The sequence below is a fragment of the Sphingomonas changnyeongensis genome, assembly GCF_009913435.1.
GTDB classification, from domain to species: Bacteria; Pseudomonadota; Alphaproteobacteria; order Sphingomonadales; family Sphingomonadaceae; genus Sphingomonas_B; species Sphingomonas_B changnyeongensis.
This window is the reverse complement of record NZ_CP047895.1, coordinates 2,516,875-2,535,066: the sequence shown is the minus strand read 5'-3', so window position 1 is coordinate 2,535,066 and position 18,192 is coordinate 2,516,875. Positions and strand designations below refer to the sequence as shown.

The window sequence follows — 18,192 nt, the reverse complement described above, 5'->3', positions numbered from 1 at the left end:
GGCCGGTCAGTCCCTGAGCACAAGGCAGGGCAGCCGTGCCGCCGTCACCCGCGTGCACAGCCGCTCTGCCGCCGCGCGGTCGGCGAACGGCCCGGTGCGCAGCCGGGTCAGCGCCCCGGCGCTGCCGATGACGGGTTTGAGCGATGCCAGCTCGGGAAAGCGACGGGTGAAGATCTGCCACTGCGCCTCGGCCAGCGCGCGCCCCGCATAGGCCCCCAGCTGGACGATGTAGCGCCCGCCCGCCTTCGCCGCCGGAGCCGTGCCCGGCACCGGGGCGGGGGACGGCGGAGCGGGGGCTGGCTGGGCGGGGGCTGGCCGGGCAGGCGCGGCCGGGCGCGGCGTTGCCGTCGACGGCCGGGCCGTTGCGGGGGCCGGGGCTGATTTGGGAACCGGCCGTGCCCCCGTCAGCCCCGCGCCGCGAAGCGCCGCTGCCCGTTGATCGGCGGGGATATAGCGGTCCATCTGGGCCAGGCTGGTCTGGGCGGCGGGCAGGCCGTCGCGCGCGGCGAGTGCCATCAGCGCATAGGCGCGGCCCCAGTCGCGCGCGACATAGTCGCCGTTGAACAAAGCGGTCGCATAGATGTAGCGCGCGCGCGGATCGCCGCGCTCCGCCGCGCGGCCCAGCCAGTCCATCGCCTCATGATGCCGGCCGGTTGCAAACAGCAGCAGCCCCAGCTCGTCGCCTGCCGGGCCATGGCCCTGCGCGGCGGCGGCGCGGAACTGGCGCTCTGCCTCCGCCGCATCGGCGGCGACGCCGGTGCCGCGGCGCAGCGCATCGCCCAGCCGGTATTGCGCCTCGGCATTGCCCGACGCCGCCAGCCGCCGCCACAGCATGATCTGGGCGGGGTCGACCGCTGACAGCCCTGCCGGTCCGGCACCCGGCTGCGCGTCCTGCCCAGCCCCTATTGCTGCCGCCGCCAGGCCGGCAGGCCCGGCCAGCGCCAGCGCCGCCGCGATCGGCCATGCCCGCCCGTCAAATGCCGATATCCGGTGCCGGAACCGTGAGTTGTGCGCCATTTTTTCCCCCGCAACGATCATCCCTAACGCGCGGCCAAGCATCGTTCCAGCCGGATTTCCGCCCCTTTTGCCGCCGCGCCGCCCGAGGGCGCACACCCCCCGGATTAACCCTATCTTAGCGCCTCGCATGCGACTTTTCAGGCTGACTGCAACACCCCGAGAGGACCATCATGCGCGTTCTTGCGATGGCATCGCAAAAGGGAGGATCGGGCAAGACCACCCTGTCCGGCCATCTCGCCGTGCAGGCCCAGCGGGCCGGTGCCGGGCCGGTCGTGCTCATCGATATCGACCCGCAGGGCTCGCTCGCCGACTGGTGGAACGAGCGTGAGGCCGAATATCCGGCCTTTGCGCAGACGACGGTGGCCCGGCTCGCCGCCGATCTCGAGGTGCTGCGCCAGCAGGGGTTCAAGCTGGCGGTGATCGACACGCCGCCCGCCATCACCATGGCGATCCAGAGCGTGATCGCGGTCGCCGAACTGATCGTCATCCCGACCCGTCCCAGCCCGCACGATCTGCGCGCCGTGGGCGCGACGGTCGATCTGTGCGACCGGGCGGGCAAGGCGCTGATCTTCGTCGTCAACGCCGCGACCCCCAAGGCGCGCATCACCTCCGAAGCGGCAGTCGCGCTGTCGCAGCACGGCACCGTCGCCCCGGTGACGATCCACCACCGCACCGATTTCGCCGCCTCGATGATCGATGGTCGCACGGTGATGGAGGTCGATCCGTCGGGCAAATCGGCCCGCGAGGTCGAGGAACTGTGGACCTATGTCGCCGACCGGCTGGAAAAGAATTTCCGCCGCACGGTGTTCAGCGTGCCGGGCGCTCAGCCGCATGCGGCGGTCGGCGCGCGTCCCGTTGGCGGCTTTGGCCGCCGCGTCGTCGGCCAGTAAGCGGGGAGGGGGCCATGGAAGCCAAGCCCTTCGCCTCGCTGTCGTCCGGCCTGCTCGCCCGCAAGGGCCAGGCCAAGCCCGCGATGCGCCCGCAGGGATTTGCCGGTTTCGGCATGGCCGCGGCGGCGCGCGACGATCTCGGCTGGAACGACATGGGCTATGACGTGCCGCCCGCGCCGGTCCAGCCGCTCGACCCCGCGCCGCGCGCGGTGACGCCGGTTCCGGTCGAAGCGGAAGCGGCCCCGCCGCCCGCCCAAGCGCCGTCTTTCGAAGCGCCGTCTGTGGAAGCTCCGGTCGAGGCGGCCGTGGTGCCCATCGCCCGGTCCCCCGGCGCGCGCCGCGCCGCGCCGCCATGCGCCCGGCGGCGGCCGCTGGAAACCAGACCCTCACCGAACCGGGACGCGCCGATCAGGGCCGCAAGGCCGCCTTCACGCTGCGCCTCGATGGCGACCGTCATCTGCGGCTGCGGCTGGCCTCGGCGGTGCGCAACCGCTCGGCCCAGCAGATCGTGACCGAGGCGCTGGATCAGTTTCTCGCCGCCATGCCGGAACTGGACGATCTGGCCGGGCATGTTCCCGCCCGCGCCGCCAGCTAAGGGTCAACAGAGGAAAGACGCCATGCGCCGACGCCTGCCCCTTCATCTGGCCGCCGCCTCGATGGTCGTGGCGGGCCTGACCGTTGCGCAGAACGCCTATGCCGATTTCGCCGCGCCGCCCGCCCCGCAGGCGATGCGCGAGGCGGGGCGCGCCGCCGAACGTGCGGCGCGGGCGCTGGCGCGCGGCGATCATGACATGGCGGTGATCCAGGCCGAACATGCCGTCGCGCTGGTGCCGGACAATGCCGGGTCGCGGATGCTGCTCGGCCGCGCCTATCTTGCCGCCGGGCGGCTCGCTTCGGCGGAAACGGCATTTGCCGACACGCTCGCGCTCGATCCCGCGCATCCGGGGGCGGCGCTCAAGCTCGCGCTCGCCCGGCTGGGCACCGGCGATGCAGAGGGCGCGCGCGCGGTCGTCGCCGCGCATGCAGACCATATCCCGGCGGCAGATCGCGGCCTGGCGCTCGCCCTGGCTGGCGATCCCGGCACGGGCGCGGCGCTGCTTGAAGAGCTGGTCCGCACCGGCCGGTCGACGCCGCAAAGCCGCCAGAATCTCGCGCTTGCCTATGCCCTTGCCGGGCGCTGGGCGGAGGCGCGGATGGCCGCTTCGCTCGATCTGAAGCCGCAGCTGGTCGCCCGGCGGCTGCTGGCATGGTCCGATCTTGCTGCCGAAGCCCGCCCCGCGATGCGCGTGGCCGCCGTGCTGCGCATCACCCCGGTGCCTGATGCCGGAATGCCCGAGCGGCTGGCGCTGCTGCCGTCGTCTGCGCCTGCGCCTGCGCCTGAGCCGGCACGGCAGGCAGAGGCCGCGCCGCCGCCGCCGCGCCGCCTTGACGATGGTGCCGCGCCGCTGCCCGCACCGGCCATCGCCGCGGCGCCCGCATCTGTGCCGGACGCCGCCGCACCACGCCCGGCCGCGCCAGCTGCGCTCGCATCCGCGATCCGCTTCGCGCCGCCTGCCGAGATTGTGCAGCCCGTCGCGATCCGGGGGAGCGCGATCCGCACCGCCGTGCGTGTTGCGGCAGCATCCGGCCCGTCGCCCATCGCTCGGCTGCAGCGCGCAACCTATACGCCGGCCGCGTCGGGACGCTTCGCCGTCCAGCTTGGCGCCTATTCAAGCGTCGCCCGCGCCGAGACCGGCTGGCAGGCGGCGATCGGCCGGATGCCGATGCTCGGCACGCACAGCCCGGCGATCGCGACCGCGCGCCATGGTGCGGGGCTGGTCTACCGGCTGGCGGTCGCGGGGTTTGAAAGCCGCGCCGACGCCGCCGCCCTGTGCCTCAAGCTGCGCGCACGCGGCAGCCAGTGCTTCATCCGTCCGGTGGCCGGCGACATGACGCCGCGCTGGGCCGCGAAGCCGGGGGTGCGGCTGGCGGCCCGCTGAGCCGCCGGGTGACGCCGCGCGGCTCGAAAATGCTTTAGCCCAGTTCGCGCCCGCCCTTGAACAGGCGCAGCACGCGGCCCTGCACGGGCAGCCGGTCGAACGGCGTGTTGCCGGCTGCGGCCTTCATCCGCTCCGACGAGACCTGCCAGGGGGCATCCGGGTCGATCAGCGCCAGATCGGCGGGCGCGCCTTCGGCGATCACGCCGCCGTCCAGCCCCAGGATCGCCGCCGGCCGCGCGGCCAGCAACTCGAACAGCCGCCCCGTGTCGATCAGCCCGTCGCGCACCAGATTGAGCGCCAGCGGCAGCAGCGTTTCCGCGCCCGCGGCACCCGGGGCCGAATCGGCAAAGGGCAGCCGCTTGTCTTCAGGCCCGCGCGGGTCATGGCCCGATGCGATGACATCGACCGTGCCGTCGGCGACCGCGGCGCGCGCCGCCAGCCGGTCGGCCTCGCTGCGCAGCGGCGGTGACACATGGGCAAAGGTGCGGAAATCGGCGGTCGCCAGATCCGACAGGAACAGATGCGCCGGGGTGATCCCGCAGGTGACCGGCAGTCCGCGCGCCTTGGCCGCGCGCACCAGATCGAACCCGCGCGCCGTCGTCACCTGGCGGATGTGCAGCCGTGCGCCGGTTTCCTCGGCCAGCATCAGGTCGCGGGCGATCGCCATCGCCTCGGCGATTGCCGGTGCCGCAGCCAGGCCCAGCCGGGTCGATGTCTCGCCCGCCGTCGCCACCGCGCCCGCCGCCAGCCCGCCATCCTCGGCATGGGTGATGACCGGCAGGTCGAACGCGCGGGCATAGGCCATCACCCGCGCCATCACTGCGCTGTCGGCGATCCAGCGCCGCCCGGTCGCCACGCCGCGCGCGCCCGCCGCCTTCATCAGCCCGATTTCGGCCAGCTCCGCCCCGCAAGGCCGCGCGTCGCCGCCGCCAGCGGATGCACCCAGATATCGGGCTTGCCCGAATAGGCGGCGCGCTGGATCAGGCCGGGATCGTCAAGCGGCGGCCCCTGATCGGGCATCAGCGCCGCGCGCACGATGCCGCCGAAGCGGAACGCCGGGCCGTCGACGCGGAATACGCCCAGATCGACAATGCCGGGGGCAAGCAGCGCACCCGTCGCCTCGACCACCCGTGCACCCGCAGGCGGGCTGACCGCGCCGATGCGCGCGATCCGCCCGTTCTCGATCAGAATGTCCGCCGCCGTGCCGTCCGGCAGGCGCGCGCCCAGGATCGCGGTCATGCCCAGCCCCGTCATGCTCGGCCCCGTCATGCCCAGCCCTCCATCCCGCGCGCGCGGCGCGTCAGCACATCAAGGCAGGCCATGCGCACCGCCACCCCCATTTCGACCTGTTCGGTGATCGCCGAGCGCGCCGGATCGTCGGCGACGCTCGACGCGATCTCGACGCCCCGGTTCATCGGCCCGGGATGCATGACGAGCGCATCGGGCCTGGCGCGGGCGAGCCGTTCGGGCGTCAGCCCCCAGAATGCGTGATATTCGCGCAGCGACGGCACGAAGCCGCCGGCCATCCGTTCGGTCTGGAGGCGCAGCATCATCACCACATCGGCGCCGTCCAGCCCGGCATCCATGTCGGTGAATCGGGCGACATGCATCCGGTCGAGATCGGGCGGGATCAGCGTCGGCGGCGCGACGACGCGCACATCGGCGCCGAGCGCGGTCAGCGCCAGGATGTTCGACCGGGCGACGCGGCTGTGCAGCACATCGCCGCAGATCGCGATCACCAGCCCGGCAATCTGGCCCTTGCGCCGCCTGATCGTCAGCGCGTCGAGCAGCGCCTGGGTCGGGTGTTCGTGCCGCCCGTCGCCGGCGTTCAGCACCGGGCAGTCGACCTTGTCGGCGATCAGCTGCACCGCCCCCGAACTGGCATGGCGGATCACGATCATGTCGGCGCGCATCGCATTGAGCGTCATCGCCGTGTCGATCAGCGTTTCGCCCTTCTTCACGCTCGACTGGGCGGCGTGCATGTTGACCACGTCCGCACCCAGCCTTTTGCCGGCGATTTCGAACGACAGCAGCGTGCGGGTGGAGTTTTCGAAAAAGGCGTTGATCAGCGTCAGCCCGTTCAGCCGGTTGTCATGCTTCTGGGTGGCGCGGTTCATCGCCACCCATTGTTCGGCCTCGTCGAGGAGAAAGCCGATCTCGTGCGGCTGCAGGCCGGCGATGCCGAGCAGATGGCGGTGCGGAAAGAAAAGGGCGGACATGGCCGCGCTGATAGCGCCGCCAACGCACCGCGTCACCTGCGGGCGCAGCTGTTCGCCAGATGAACGGCGCGATCAAAGCCCGTTCAGACAGGATCGGGCACAAGGCCGTCATGAACTTTTCGGACAAGGAACCGACGATGCGCAAACTGATCCTCATGATCGCCACTGCGGGCCTCGGGCTGTCGGCGCTCGCCGCGCCGGCCGCTGCCGATCCGGGCGTGCAGCTGGCCGGCTGGGAAGGTGCGGGCTGGGACCGGTCCGGCTGGGATCGGGGCGACTGGGACGATGACCGCGACTGGCGCGCCGACCGCCGCCGGGACGATCGCCGCTGGAATGACCGGCGCTGGGCCGGGCGCGATTGGGAAGGCCGCGATTGGGATCGGCGCGACCGCCGCGCCTGGGCCGGCCAGCGCTGCCGCCGCGACAGCGGCACCACTGGCGCGATCCTGGGCGGTGCGGCGGGCGCGCTGCTCGGCCGGGCGGTCGATGGCGGCCGCAACCGGGCGGTCGGAACGATCTTGGGTGCCGCAGGCGGCGCGCTGCTCGGCCGCGAGGTCGACCGCTCGGACCGCTGCCGCTGAGCGGGAGGCGGGGGTGGTGTGGCCGCGGCACCGGGAGTTTTGGTTTGTCGCGGCCCCGGCCCGCTCCCCCACCCGGCCTCCCATAGCGTAACCTGCCGTTGGGAGGCCGGGTGGGGGAGCGGGCCGGGGCCGCCCCTGCGGCGCGAGCCGCAGCACAAACACGCCCCCCCCCCGCGACCCGACCCAATCACCCCATTCCCAACCACGGCAGTTGAGCGCGCGGCGGTCCTCGCTTACATCGCGGTGCATGACCGCGACCAACGACATCCGCCGCTCCTTCCTCGACTATTTCGAGGCCGCCGGGCACGCCCGCATCGCGTCTGCGCCGCTGGTGCCGCAGAACGACCCCACGCTGATGTTCGTCAATGCGGGCATGGTGCCGTTCAAGAACGTGTTCACCGGGCTGGAAACGCGCCCTTATTCGACGGCGGTGTCGTCGCAGAAATGCGTGCGCGCGGGCGGCAAGCACAATGATCTCGACAATGTCGGCTATACCGCGCGGCATCACACATTTTTCGAGATGCTGGGCAATTTCTCGTTCGGCGATTATTTCAAGGAACGCGCGATCACGCTCGCCTGGGGGCTGGTGACGCGCGAATGGGGGCTGGACCCGAGCCGGCTGTGCGTCACCGTCTATCACACCGACGACGAAGCCTTTGGGCTGTGGAAGAAGATTGCCGGGCTGCCCGATGACCGGATCATCCGCATCGCCACCAAGGACAATTTCTGGGCGATGGGCGACAATGGCCCGTGCGGCCCGTGTTCGGAAATCTTCTACGATCACGGCGCACACATCCCCGGCGGCCCGCCGGGCAGCCCGGATGAGGATGGCGACCGGTTCGTCGAGATCTGGAACCTCGTGTTCATGCAGCATGAGCAGGAGGACAATCAGATCGTCCGCGATCTGCCGCGCCCGTCGATCGACACCGGCATGGGGCTGGAGCGCATCGCCGCCGTCATGCAGGGCGTGCACAACAATTATGACACCGACACCTTCCGCGCGCTGATCGGCACGTCGACCGCGCTCACCGCCACCCCGGCCGAGGGCGCGGCGCTCGCCAGCCACCGGGTGATCGCCGATCATCTGCGCGCATCGGGCTTTCTGGTCGCCGACGGCGTGCTGCCGGCCAATGAGGGGCGCGGCTATGTGCTCCGCCGGATCATGCGCCGGGCGATGCGCCATGCCCATATTCTGGGCGCGAAGGACCCGCTGATGCACCGGCTGGTGCCGGCGCTGGTCGCCGAAATGGGCGCTGCCTATCCCGAACTGGTGCGTGCCCAGCCGCTGATCGAGGCGACGCTGGAGCAGGAGGAAACGCGCTTCCGCCAGACGCTCGACAAGGGGCTGAAGCTGCTCGACGAGGCGGTGGCCGGCATGACGCCGGGCCAGACGCTGCCGGGCGGGGTCGCCTTCCGCCTCTACGACACCTATGGCTTCCCCTATGACCTGACTGAGGATGCGCTGCGCGCCCAGGGGTTGGGCGTCGACCGCGCCGGCTTTGATGCGGCGATGGCCGAGCAGAAGGCGGCCGCCCGCGCGGCATGGAAAGGCTCGGGCGCCAAGGCATCCGAAGAGGTGTGGTTCGACCTGGCCGAGGCGCATGGCGGGACCGAGTTCATCGGTTACACCGGCACCGAGGGCGAGGGCCAGGTGGTCGCGCTGGTGCGTGACGGCCAGCCGGTCGACCGCGCGGAGGCGGGCGACGAGGTGCTGCTGCTCGTCAACCAGACGCCCTTTTATGCCGAAAGCGGCGGCCAGGCCGGCGATGCCGGCACCATCACCTCCGACAAGGGTCTGTCGGGCCGGGTCGAGGACACGTCGAAGCCGCTTGGGCGGCTGCATGCCCATCATCTGCGGGTGGAGGCGGGGGCGGTCGCGGTCGGCGATACCGTCCATCTGTCGGTCGATGCCGTCCGCCGCGATCAGGTGCGCGCCAATCACAGCGCCACCCATCTGCTTCATGCCGCGCTGCGCCGCCGGCTGGGCGGCCATGTGACGCAGAAAGGCTCGCTGGTCGCGCCCGACCGGCTGCGCTTCGATTTCTCGCACCCCGCAGCGCTGAGCGCGGCCGAGATCGCCGATATCGAGGCCGATGTGAACGCGCAGATCCGCCATAACGAGGCGGTCTCGACCCGGCTGATGACGCCTGAAGACGCGATCGCCGCCGGGGCGATGGCGCTGTTCGGCGAGAAATATGGCGATGAGGTGCGCGTGCTCACCATGGGCCGTTCGGCCTATTCGGTCGAGCTGTGCGGCGGCACCCATGTGACTGCCACCGGCGATATCGCGCTGTTCAAGATCGTGTCGGAAAGCGCGGTGTCGTCGGGCGTCCGCCGGATCGAGGCGCTGACCGGCGAGGCGGCGCGGCTGTGGCTGGCGCAGCGCGACGAGCGGCTGCGCGAGGCGGCGGCGGCGCTCAAGGCCGCGCCCGACGAGGTGCCGGCGCGCGTCGCCGCGCTGATCGACGAGCGCCGCCGGCTCGAGCGCGAACTGGCCGAGGCCAAAAAGGCGCTGGCGCTGGGCGGCGGGGCGGCGGTGCCACAGCACCCGGCCCGGAACAGGTCGGCGGGCACGGCTTTATCGGCCAGGTGGTCGAGGGGCTGGACCCCAAGGGGCTGCGCGGCGCGGTCGACGATCTGAAGGCGCGGCTCGGCTCCGGCGTTGCGGCGCTGGTCGCGGTCAATGACGGGCGGGCTTCGGTCGCGGTCGGCGTCACCGCCGATCTTGCCGGCCGGATCGACGCGGTCGCGCTGGTGCGCGAGGCGGTGGCGGCGCTGGGCGGGCAGGGCGGCGGCGGCCGTCCCGACATGGCGCAGGGCGGCGGGCCGGACGGGGCCAGCGCCGATGCGGCGGTGGCGGCGGTGCGCGCGGCGCTCGCCGGCATGGCGGTCAGCGCCTGAGCCGGGTGGTGGCCGGCGGCCTTTCTGCCGGCCGCACGCCGCCTGTCGATGCGCTGATCATCGGCGGCGGGCATAACGGGCTGGTCTGCGCCTGGTATCTGCGGCGCGGCGGCCTGTCGGTGCGGGTGGTCGAGGCGCGCCCGATCGTCGGCGGCGCGGCGGTGACCGAGGAGTTCCACCCCGGTTTCCGCAACTCGGTCGCCAGCTACACGGTCGGGCTGCTCCAGCCGCAGATCATCGCCGACATGGCGCTGAAGGCGCATGGCCTGAGCATCGTCATGCGGCCGGTCGCCAACTTCCTGGCTCTCGACGACCGGCGGCATCTGGTGATGGGCGGCGGCATGGCGCGCACCCAGGCGGCCATTGCCCGTTTCTCCGCGCGCGACGCCATGGCCTATCCCGCCTATCTGGCGGCGCTCGAACGGGTGGCCGATGTGCTGCGTGCGCTGGCGCTCAAGACCCCGCCCGAGGCGGGCGGCGGGCTCGACAGCCTGATCCGGCTGGTCATGCAGGGCTGGGGCATGGCGCGGCTCGACCGCGAGACGCAGCGCGATCTGCTCGCCATTTTCACCCGTTCGGCGCGCGAGTTTCTCGACAGCTGGTTCGAGAGCGACGCGATCAAGGCCGCGCTCGGCTTCGATTCCATCGTCGGCCATTATGCCAGCCCCGACAGCCCGGGCAGCGCCTATGTGCTGCTGCACCATGTGTTCGGCGAGGTGGAGGGCGAGCGCGGGCCTGGGCCATGCGCTGGGCGGCATGGGCGCGATCACCGCCGCCATGGCCGCCGCCTGCCGCGCCGCCGGGGTGGAGATCGAAACCGATGCCCCGGTCGCCCGCGTGCTGACCGACGCCGGGAAGGACGGCGCGGCCAGGGCGGTCGGCGTGCGGCTGGCCGACGGGCGCGAGCTGCGCGCGCGGCACGTGATTTCCAATGTCGGGCCAAAGCTGCTTTACGACCGGCTGGTCGCGCCGGAGGATCTGCCGCCGGCGTTCGCGCGGGCAATGCGCGGCTATGCGGTCGGCTCCGGCACCTTCCGGATGAATGTCGCCCTGTCCGGCCTGCCGCGCTTTGCCTGCCTGCCCGAGCCCGGCCCGCATCTGGCGAGCGGCATCGTGATCGCCCCCAGCCTTGATTATATGGACGCCGCCTATCGCGATGCGCGCGCGACCGGCTGGTCGGCGCGGCCGGTCGTTGAAATGCTGATCCCGTCGCTGCTCGACGACAGCCTTGCGCCGTCCGGCGCGCATGTCGCGAGCCTGTTCTGCCAGCAATTCGCCCCCAGCCTGCCGGGCGGGCGCGACTGGGCGGCGGAGCGCGAGCGGGCGGCCGATCATGTCATCGACACGGTCGAGCGTTTCGCCCCCGGCTTCCGCTCGCTCGTGATCGCGCGGATGGCGCTCAGCCCGGCGGATCTCGAGGCGCGGTTCGGGCTGGCGGGCGGCGACATCTTCCATGGCCGGATGAGCCTTGATCAGCTCTGGGCGGCGCGGCCGGTGCTCGGCCATGGCAGCTATCGCGGGCCGCTGCGCAATCTGTGGATGTGCGGGGCCGGCACCCATCCGGGCGGCGGCGTCACCGGCGCGCCCGGCCATAACTGTGCGCGCGAGGTGCTGCGCGGCTGGTAGAGCGCCGGTCGGGCCGGTAGGGCGCGGTCAGGCGAGCGCGCGGCGCAGGGCGAGGCTGTCGAGGATCATCCCGCCGGCGATGAACACGGCCAGCGAACAGGCCCCGAACAGCAGCCAGCCGGCCGGACCCGGATAGACATCCAGATAATGCACCCCACGCCAGGTCGCGCCCTGGGCGAGGCCGAAAATCACCAGAAACGCCTCAAAGCGCGTCTTGATCGTGAACAGGCGGCGGATCTTCTGTCCCATGGCGTGTTCCTAGCAAGTGCCGGGCCAGCCACGGAAATCCGCCATTTCTCGCGCGGGCGTCATGGTAAACTGTCAGTTAACCCGACACTTTTCCAGCCTGTCCGGCCGCGCCTACAGCGCACCCGCCAAATCGAGTTCGGCAAGCAGCGCCGCCCGCGCCGCCTCGATCCGCGCGTGCAGCGCCGGATCGCCGATGGCGTCGGGCGCGATGGTTTCCGGCCAGTGCGCGCTGACGACCGCCGCCAGCCGGTCGATCCTGCTGTCATCCAGCATGAAACGCGGATCGACCCGCGCCGGATCGGCGACGATGCGCAGGCGCAGACAGGCCGGGCCGCCGCCATTGGCCATGGACTGGCGGACATCGACGAACAGCGCCTGGCGGATCGGGCCGTTGCCCGCCGTCAGCCGCGCCAGATAGGCGGCGACCGCCGGCGTGTCGCGTGCCTCGGTTGGCAGAATGAGCGCCTGGCCGCCGTCCGGCAGGGTCACCAGCTGGGCGTTGAACAGATAGGAGGAGATGGCATCGGCAAGGCTGACCTCGGCCGCCGGCACCTCAACGATGCGCACATCGGGCAGCAGCCGGCGCAGATCGGCGTAGAAGCCATCGCGGTCGGCAAAGGCCAGTTCATGCGCGAACAGCGTCAGCCCGTCGGCCACCGCGACCACGTCATTGTGGAACGCGCCGGCGGCGATCGCGGTTTCGGACTGTTCGACGATCAGCGTGCGCGCCGGATCGAGCCGGTGATGCGCGGCCACCGCCTCGCAGGCGATGCGGTGCTGGCGCGCCGGAAACGGCCCGCCCGAGCGGCCATAGACGAACACCTCGACCCCCGGCGCGTCATGGCCGGGCGCAAGCCGCATGTGATTGGCCGCACCCTCGTCACCGAACGGGGCCGGCACCGGGCCGTGCACGCAAAAGGCGGGATCGGCAAAGGCGATGCGCAGCTGGGCGAGCGTGTGCGGCCATTCATGGCTGCGGTGCGGCATCGTCAGCAGATTGGCGACGCTCAGATGGCAGCGGCCATCGCCGGTGTCGGGGGCGGGCGAGACGGTCGCCGCATTGGCGGTCCACATCGCCGAGGCCGACAGCGCCCAGGCCGGCACCGGGGCAGCGCTCGCCATCGACGCGCCGAGCGTTGCCAGCCAGTCGCGGTCGGGGCGGGGATGCGGCAGCAGCAGCCCCTGAGGCAGGCCGAGGCGCAGATTGTGGCGCATCTTGGCCAGCCCCTGCAGCGCGGCGGCGCGCGGATGGCTGGCCTGCCCGGCATTGCGCGCCGAGGCGAGGTTGCCAAGGCTCAGCCCGGCATAATTATGGCTGGGGCCGATCAGCCCGTCAAAGTTGATTTCCCTCAGGCTCATTGCCGCCCCACATGGCAGATGGTGTCGCCCAGGCCGACCTTGAGCATCGCCGCGGCCTCGGCATCGATGGCGATTTCCCCGCCGCTCAGCGTCTCGATCCGCGCATAGGCGGCGCGGAAATCGATCAGCCGCCCGGCCGCTGCCAGCCGGACCTCGCCGCCTCCCACCGGGCCGATGCGCGCGATCCGCGAATCGACCGCATCCTGCACCGAACGGATCCGGTCGGTCTGCGCGACCATCGTCGGCCCGCCGTCGAAAATGTCGACATAGCTGTCATGGGTGAAGCCTTCATGCTCCAGCATCCGCATAGCCGCCCGCCCGGTCGGGTGCGGCACGCCGATCACCTGCCGCGCCGCTTCGGGCAGCATGGCCGTGTAGATCGGCGTCTTGGGCATCAGATCGGCGATGAACTGGTTGCCATGGACGGCATTGAACTCATCGGCCTCCTGAAAGCTCATGCCGAAGAATTTGCCCGCCAGCCCGTCCCAGAAGGGCGAGCCGCCGGCCTCGTCGATCACGCCGCGCAGCTCGGCGAGCGTGCGGTCCGAAAACCGGGCGCGATGCTGGCGGATGAACAGATAGCGGCTGCGCGCGAGCAGCAGCCCCAGCCCGCCCGCGCGCTCGCCGGGGTGGAGGAACAGCCCGCCGACCTCGCTTGCGCCTTCCAGATCGGTCGACAGGGTCAGCATGTCGGCGCGGAAGGTGCGGTTCAGCTCTTTCGACACCTGGGTGAGCGTGCCAAGCCGGTAGGAATAGAAGGGCCAGTGCTGGCCGACCATCGTGAAGATCTGACAGGTGCCGCGCACCTGACCGGTGGCGGTGTTTTCAAGCACCATGACGAACAGATCGTCGACATGCCGGTCCTCGGTCCGCGCAAGTGCGGCCGCCGAGCGTTCGAGCTTGGCGGTCAGCGTGTCGCGGTTGGGCGGCAGGTTGGTGAACCCCCCGCCGGTCAGCTTGGCCATTTCATAGAGCGCGGCCAGATCGCCGGCGGCGGCGGGGCGCAGCACATAGGTCATGCGCGGCCCCGCTCGATCAGCCGCATCACGGCGAGCGTTGACAGCATCGCCCGTTCGGGCAGCGATTCCGGGATCAAATATTCCTCCGCACTGTGAATGGCGCCGCCGCGCACTCCCATTGTGTCGATGACGGGGACGCCGGTGGCCGCGATGTTGTTGCCGTCGCACACCCCGCCGGTCGCGCGCCAGCCGATGGTGAGCCCCAGATCGGCACCGCAGTCCCTGACCAGCATGAACAGCCGCTCGGCCGCCGGGTCCATCGGCTTGGGCGGGCGGCCGAACCCGCCATGGACATGGATGCCGACCCCGCGCGCGGCGGCGACGGCGGCGACGGCGGCATCGATGGCAGTCTGCGCGCGCGCCTGATCGGCCGGGGTGCGCGGGCGCAGATTGACGCGCAGCACGGCGTGATCGGGCACGACATTGTTCGGCCCGCCGCCTTCGATCCGCGCCGGGTTGACCGACAGGCCGTCGCCCGCCGCCGCCTCAAGCCGCAGCGCCAGATCGGCGGCGGCGAGCACGGCGTTCAGCCCGTCTTCCGGGTTGCGCCCGGCATGGGCGCTGCGCCCGCTGATGATGAACGAGAAATTGCCGCTGCCGCCGCGCGCGCCCGCCAGCGTCCCGTCGGGCAGAGCGGGTTCATAGGTGAAGGCCGCAGCCTTGCCCGCCGCGACGCGCGCGATCAGCGCGGCGGAGGAGGGGGAGCCAACCTCCTCGTCGCTGTCGATCAGCACCTGATAGCCGAACCGGGGCGCAAGCGGCGACGCCTCGACCGCGGTCAGGGCGGCGAGCATCAGCGCGATCCCGCCCTTCATGTCGGCAACCCCCGGACCATTCACCCGGCCATCGTCCAGAAACGTGACGGTCTGGAACGGATGATCGACCGGGAACACCGTGTCGTAATGGCCGGTGAACAGCAATTGCACCGGCGCATCGGGCCGGACGGTGACGAGCAGATGATCGCCGTGCGCGATGCCCGCGATGCTGCCGTCCGCGCCCACCGCCTCGACCGGATCAGGCGGCACCAGCTCGACCGTGCCGGGCAGCGCGGCAAAGGCATCGGCCAGCATGGCGGCCATCGTCTTCAGCCCGGCAAGGTTGCGCGATCCGCTGTTGATCGCCGCCCAGGCGAGGGTCTGGTCGAGAAGCGGCGCCGCCGCGGCGGCCTCGCACGCGGCCCGTTCGCTGTTCGATAATGCCATGCCCGCTGTCTAGCCGGGGAAATGCGCCGCGCCAACACAGGGCGGTGTTGCCGGGGGTGTCGATTGGGAAGACCGGCACCGGGTGTGTTCGTCTAGGAAGAACGGCACCGGGGGTTTGTGAATTGGGAAGACCGGCACCGGCCCGCTCCCCCACCCGGCCTCCCAACGGCAGTATCATATGGGAGGCCGGGTGGGGGAGCGGGCCGGTGCCGCCCTGCGCCGTAAGGCGCAGCACAAACACACCGCCCCCGCGCCGAGAGGCGCGCAACAAACACTCCCCGCGCCGCAAACCCCTTCACAGCAGCGGCGCGAACTCCGCCAGCACTGCTTCATAGAGCGCGCGCTTGAACGGCACGATCAGTTCGGGCAGCCGCGCCGGCGCCACCCATTGCCAGGCGCTGAACTCCGGGTGCGGGGTGGCGATGTCGATATCGGCGTCCGCGCCCAGAAAGCGGGCGAGGAACCAGGTCTGGCGCTGCCCGCGATAGCGGCCGCCCCACACCCGCGCCTGCAGATCGGGCGGCAGATCATAATCGAGCGGCGCGCGCGACTGTGCCTCGATGCGCACCAGATCGGCGGCGACGCCGGTTTCCTCGCCCAGTTCGCGCAGTGCCGCGGCCGCCGGATCCTCGCCGGGATCGATGCCGCCCTGCGGCATCTGCCACGCATCGAGCGTCGTATCGATGCGCTGGCCGACAAAGACGAGATTGTCGGCATTGACCAGCATCACGCCGACACAGGGACGGTAGGGCAGGTCGGTCATGCGGCCTTGCCCATCGCCTCGGCGATCATCGCGCGCAGCACCGCGAAACAGCCGGCACAATCATCGGCGGCCGAGGGGATCGCCCTGCGCAGCGTGATGAAGCCGTGAATGTTGCCGCGCGCCTCGCGGTAGCTGGTCGGCACCCCCGCCGCGATCAGCCGCCCGGCATAGGCGCGGCCCTGGTCGCGCAGCGGATCGAGCCCGGCGGTGATGATCAGGCAGGGCGGCAGCCCCGCCGGATCGGCCAGGATCGGCGTGTTGCGCGCATCGCCCGCCGCCGCCCGGTAATGGTCGGAAAACCAGCGCATGCTGTCTCCGGTCAGCAGGAACCCGTCGGCAAAGGCGCGGAACGACGGATAGGCCGCGCCGTCATCGACCACCGGATAGATCGGCCACATGGCAATCACCGGCACCGCCGCCGGCTGGTCGCGCAGCGCGAGCGCGGTCACGATCGTCAGATTACCGCCGGCGCTGTCGCCCGCCAGCACCAGCCCGGTCGCTTCGCGGCCGAGCAGATCCGGGCTGGCCGCGATCCAGCGCGCCGCCGCTTCGCAATCGATGGGGGCGGCCGGAAACGGATGTTCCGGGGCCAGCCGGTAATCGACCGCGACCACCGGCAGGTCGAGCGCGCGCGCCGCTTCCGCACAAAAGCCGTCATGGCTGTCGAGATCGCCGATCACAAAGCCGCCGCCATGGAAGAACACCATCACCGGGCCGGGCGCGCGTTCGGCGCGGGCATCGTACAGCCTCAGCCGGATATCGCCGGCTGGGCCGGGCATCACCAGGTCACGGCGCACGGCCAGATCGCCCGCCGGCAGATCGGCGACATCCTTCATCATCAGGAAGGCGGCGCGCGCGGTCGGCGGATCCTGTTCGTGCATGCGCGGGCCGGGGATGGCGTTCAGAAACTGCAGGAACGCCGCCACATCGGGGCGCACGAACGGTGCGCTGTCGGCAGCGGGCGGGGCGGTGTCGGTCATTGGCGGGGCATCCCTGTTCCTGGCGGGCCAGCCTGACGCTGGGCCTGTTCTCGTTGCACCTGCAAATCGCCGGGCCGGCCATCTGCGGCGATGACCTTGCCCGGCCTGTCGTTCACGTCAAGGGAAGGGGGCTGCGGCGCCGGTCAGCGCGTCAGCAGCCCGTGATGCTTGCGGCCTGCCGACACCCGCACCGGCTGATCGCCAAGGGTCACGACCAGCGCCTCATCCTCGACCTTCGCGCCGTCGATGCGCGCGCCGCCGCCCTTGATCAGCCGCCGCGCCTCGCCCTTCGACGCGCACAGGCCGAGCGCGACCAGCGCGTCGACAATGCCGATCGTCCCGCCGGGAACCGCGTGGCTGGGCAGGGCATCGCCGGCGGCATTGTCCTCGAACGTCCGCTTTGCGGTGTCCGCCGCCGCCTCAGCGGCGGCACGGCCGCGGCACATGGCGGTCGCTTCATTGGCGAGGATCTTCTTCGCCTCATTGATCTCCGCGCCCTCCAGCGCCTCCAGCCGGGCGATCTCGTCGAGCGGCAGGTCGGTGAACAGCCGCAGGAAGCGGCCGACATCGCGGTCGTCGGTGTTGCGCCAGAACTGCCAGTAATCATAGGCAGGCAGCGCATCCTCGTTCAGCCAGACGGCCCCCGACATGGTCTTGCCCATCTTGCCACCATCGGCGGTGGTGATCAGCGGCGTCGTCAGCCCATAGACTTCGGTGCCGTCGATCCGCCGCGCCAGCTCGATCCCGTTGACGATGTTGCCCCACTGGTCCGATCCGCCCATCTGCAGGCGGCACCCGGCGCGGCGCGAAAGCTCCAGGAAATCATAGGCCTGGAGGATCATGTAGTTGAACTCGAGGAACGACAGCGACTGTTCGCGTTCCAGCCGCAGCCGCACCGAATCGAAACTCAGCATCCGGTTGACCGAGAAATGCTGGCCGATCTCGCGCAGGAAGGGGATGTATTCGAGCGCGTCGAGCCACTGGGCATTGTCGAGCATGATCGCATCGGTCGGCCCGCCCGCCTCGCCCTCGGGGGCAAAGGTCAGGAAACGTTCGAACACCCGCTTGATGCTGGCCACATTGGCGGCGATGACCTCGTCGGTCATCAGCTTGCGCGCTTCGTCCTTGAAGCTTGGATCGCCGATCTTGCCGGTGCCGCCGCCCATCAGGACGATCGGCTTGTGCCCGGTCTGCTGCAGGCGGCGCAGCAGCATGATCTGCACCAGGCTGCCGACATGCAGCGAAGGCGCGGTCGGATCAAAGCCGATATAGCCGGGCACGACCCCTTTGCCGCAAGCGCATCGAGGCCCGCGGCATCGGTCAGCTGGTGGATATAGCCGCGCGCGGCGAGCAGGCGGAGGAGATCGGACGCATATTCGGTCATGGTCCCCGCCGCATAGCGAAGCC

General features: G+C 71.1%; 12 protein-coding genes and 4 pseudogenes. 6 read left to right on the top strand and 10 right to left on the bottom strand.

Annotated features, from left to right (window positions below):
- Nucleotides 1-6: 6 nt before the first annotated feature.
- Complete coding sequence (locus GVO57_RS12460) at nucleotides 7-1,017, bottom strand: SPOR domain-containing protein (protein ID WP_233281376.1); 1,011 nt, start codon at nucleotides 1,015-1,017, stop codon at nucleotides 7-9.
- A 170-nt stretch (nucleotides 1,018-1,187) separates the two neighbouring features.
- Here GVO57_RS12460 and GVO57_RS12455 point away from each other — a divergent pair, with 170 nt between their 5' ends.
- The 3 genes from GVO57_RS12455 to GVO57_RS12445 all read left to right on the top strand — a co-directional run bounded on the left by GVO57_RS12455 (nucleotide 1,188) and on the right by GVO57_RS12445 (nucleotide 3,886).
- Nucleotides 1,188-1,907: a ParA family protein gene (locus GVO57_RS12455; RefSeq protein WP_160593458.1), complete on the top strand. Its 720-nt coding sequence runs from the start codon at nucleotides 1,188-1,190 to the stop codon at nucleotides 1,905-1,907.
- 352 nt (nucleotides 1,908-2,259) lie between these two features.
- Nucleotides 2,260-2,502 carry a hypothetical protein gene (locus GVO57_RS15490; protein WP_327785520.1) on the top strand — a complete coding sequence of 81 codons (243 nt, stop codon included), beginning with the start codon at nucleotides 2,260-2,262 and terminating at the stop codon, nucleotides 2,500-2,502.
- A gap of 22 nt (nucleotides 2,503-2,524) precedes the next feature.
- The gene (locus GVO57_RS12445; protein WP_160593456.1) at nucleotides 2,525-3,886 is read left to right on the top strand and encodes an SPOR domain-containing protein; all 1,362 of its coding nucleotides are present in this window, start codon (nucleotides 2,525-2,527) and stop codon (nucleotides 3,884-3,886) included.
- A gap of 34 nt (nucleotides 3,887-3,920) precedes the next feature.
- On the opposite strand, the pseudogene GVO57_RS12440 reads toward GVO57_RS12445, so the two are convergent.
- A pseudogene (locus GVO57_RS12440) lies at nucleotides 3,921-5,125 on the bottom strand (dihydroorotase).
- Between the two features lie 26 nt (nucleotides 5,126-5,151).
- Complete coding sequence (locus GVO57_RS12435; RefSeq protein ID WP_160593454.1) at nucleotides 5,152-6,105, bottom strand: aspartate carbamoyltransferase catalytic subunit; 954 nt, start codon at nucleotides 6,103-6,105, stop codon at nucleotides 5,152-5,154.
- A gap of 137 nt (nucleotides 6,106-6,242) precedes the next feature.
- Between GVO57_RS12435 and GVO57_RS12430 the strand changes: the two genes are divergently transcribed.
- The 3 genes and pseudogenes from GVO57_RS12430 to GVO57_RS12420 all read left to right on the top strand — a co-directional run bounded on the left by GVO57_RS12430 (nucleotide 6,243) and on the right by GVO57_RS12420 (nucleotide 11,213).
- Nucleotides 6,243-6,686, top strand: coding sequence for a glycine zipper 2TM domain-containing protein (locus GVO57_RS12430; RefSeq protein WP_160593452.1), 444 nt, complete (start codon nucleotides 6,243-6,245; stop codon nucleotides 6,684-6,686).
- A 247-nt stretch (nucleotides 6,687-6,933) separates the two neighbouring features.
- Nucleotides 6,934-9,587 (top strand): annotated as a pseudogene (gene alaS, locus GVO57_RS12425) (alanine--tRNA ligase).
- 8 nt (nucleotides 9,588-9,595) lie between these two features.
- Nucleotides 9,596-11,213: pseudogene (locus tag GVO57_RS12420) on the top strand (phytoene desaturase family protein).
- A gap of 27 nt (nucleotides 11,214-11,240) precedes the next feature.
- Here GVO57_RS12420 and GVO57_RS12415 read toward each other — a convergent pair.
- From GVO57_RS12415 to tyrS, 7 genes and pseudogenes are all read right to left on the bottom strand, one after another.
- A complete protein-coding gene (locus GVO57_RS12415) occupies nucleotides 11,241-11,462 on the bottom strand; it encodes a hypothetical protein (protein ID WP_160593450.1) in 222 nt (73 codons plus the stop codon).
- A 111-nt stretch (nucleotides 11,463-11,573) separates the two neighbouring features.
- Nucleotides 11,574-12,821 (bottom strand): N-succinylarginine dihydrolase, encoded by a 1,248-nt coding sequence (locus GVO57_RS12410; RefSeq protein WP_160593448.1) that lies wholly within the window; start codon nucleotides 12,819-12,821, stop codon nucleotides 11,574-11,576.
- Complete coding sequence (locus GVO57_RS12405; RefSeq protein ID WP_160593446.1) at nucleotides 12,818-13,840, bottom strand: arginine N-succinyltransferase; 1,023 nt, start codon at nucleotides 13,838-13,840, stop codon at nucleotides 12,818-12,820. Before GVO57_RS12405 ends, GVO57_RS12410 begins: the two co-directional genes overlap by 4 nt.
- Nucleotides 13,837-15,042 carry a hydrolase gene (locus GVO57_RS12400; RefSeq protein WP_160593444.1) on the bottom strand — a complete coding sequence of 402 codons (1,206 nt, stop codon included), beginning with the start codon at nucleotides 15,040-15,042 and terminating at the stop codon, nucleotides 13,837-13,839. Before GVO57_RS12400 ends, GVO57_RS12405 begins: the two co-directional genes overlap by 4 nt.
- 295 nt (nucleotides 15,043-15,337) lie before the next feature.
- Entirely contained in the window at nucleotides 15,338-15,805 is a 468-nt protein-coding gene (locus GVO57_RS12395; protein ID WP_160593442.1) for an RNA pyrophosphohydrolase, read from the bottom strand.
- Nucleotides 15,802-16,785 (bottom strand): alpha/beta hydrolase, encoded by a 984-nt coding sequence (locus GVO57_RS12390; RefSeq protein WP_160593440.1) that lies wholly within the window; start codon nucleotides 16,783-16,785, stop codon nucleotides 15,802-15,804. The genes GVO57_RS12395 and GVO57_RS12390 overlap by 4 nt, the downstream gene beginning before the upstream one ends.
- Nucleotides 16,786-16,928: 143 nt before the next feature.
- Nucleotides 16,929-18,169 (bottom strand): annotated as a pseudogene (gene tyrS, locus GVO57_RS12385) (tyrosine--tRNA ligase).
- Nucleotides 18,170-18,192 lie beyond the last annotated feature (23 nt).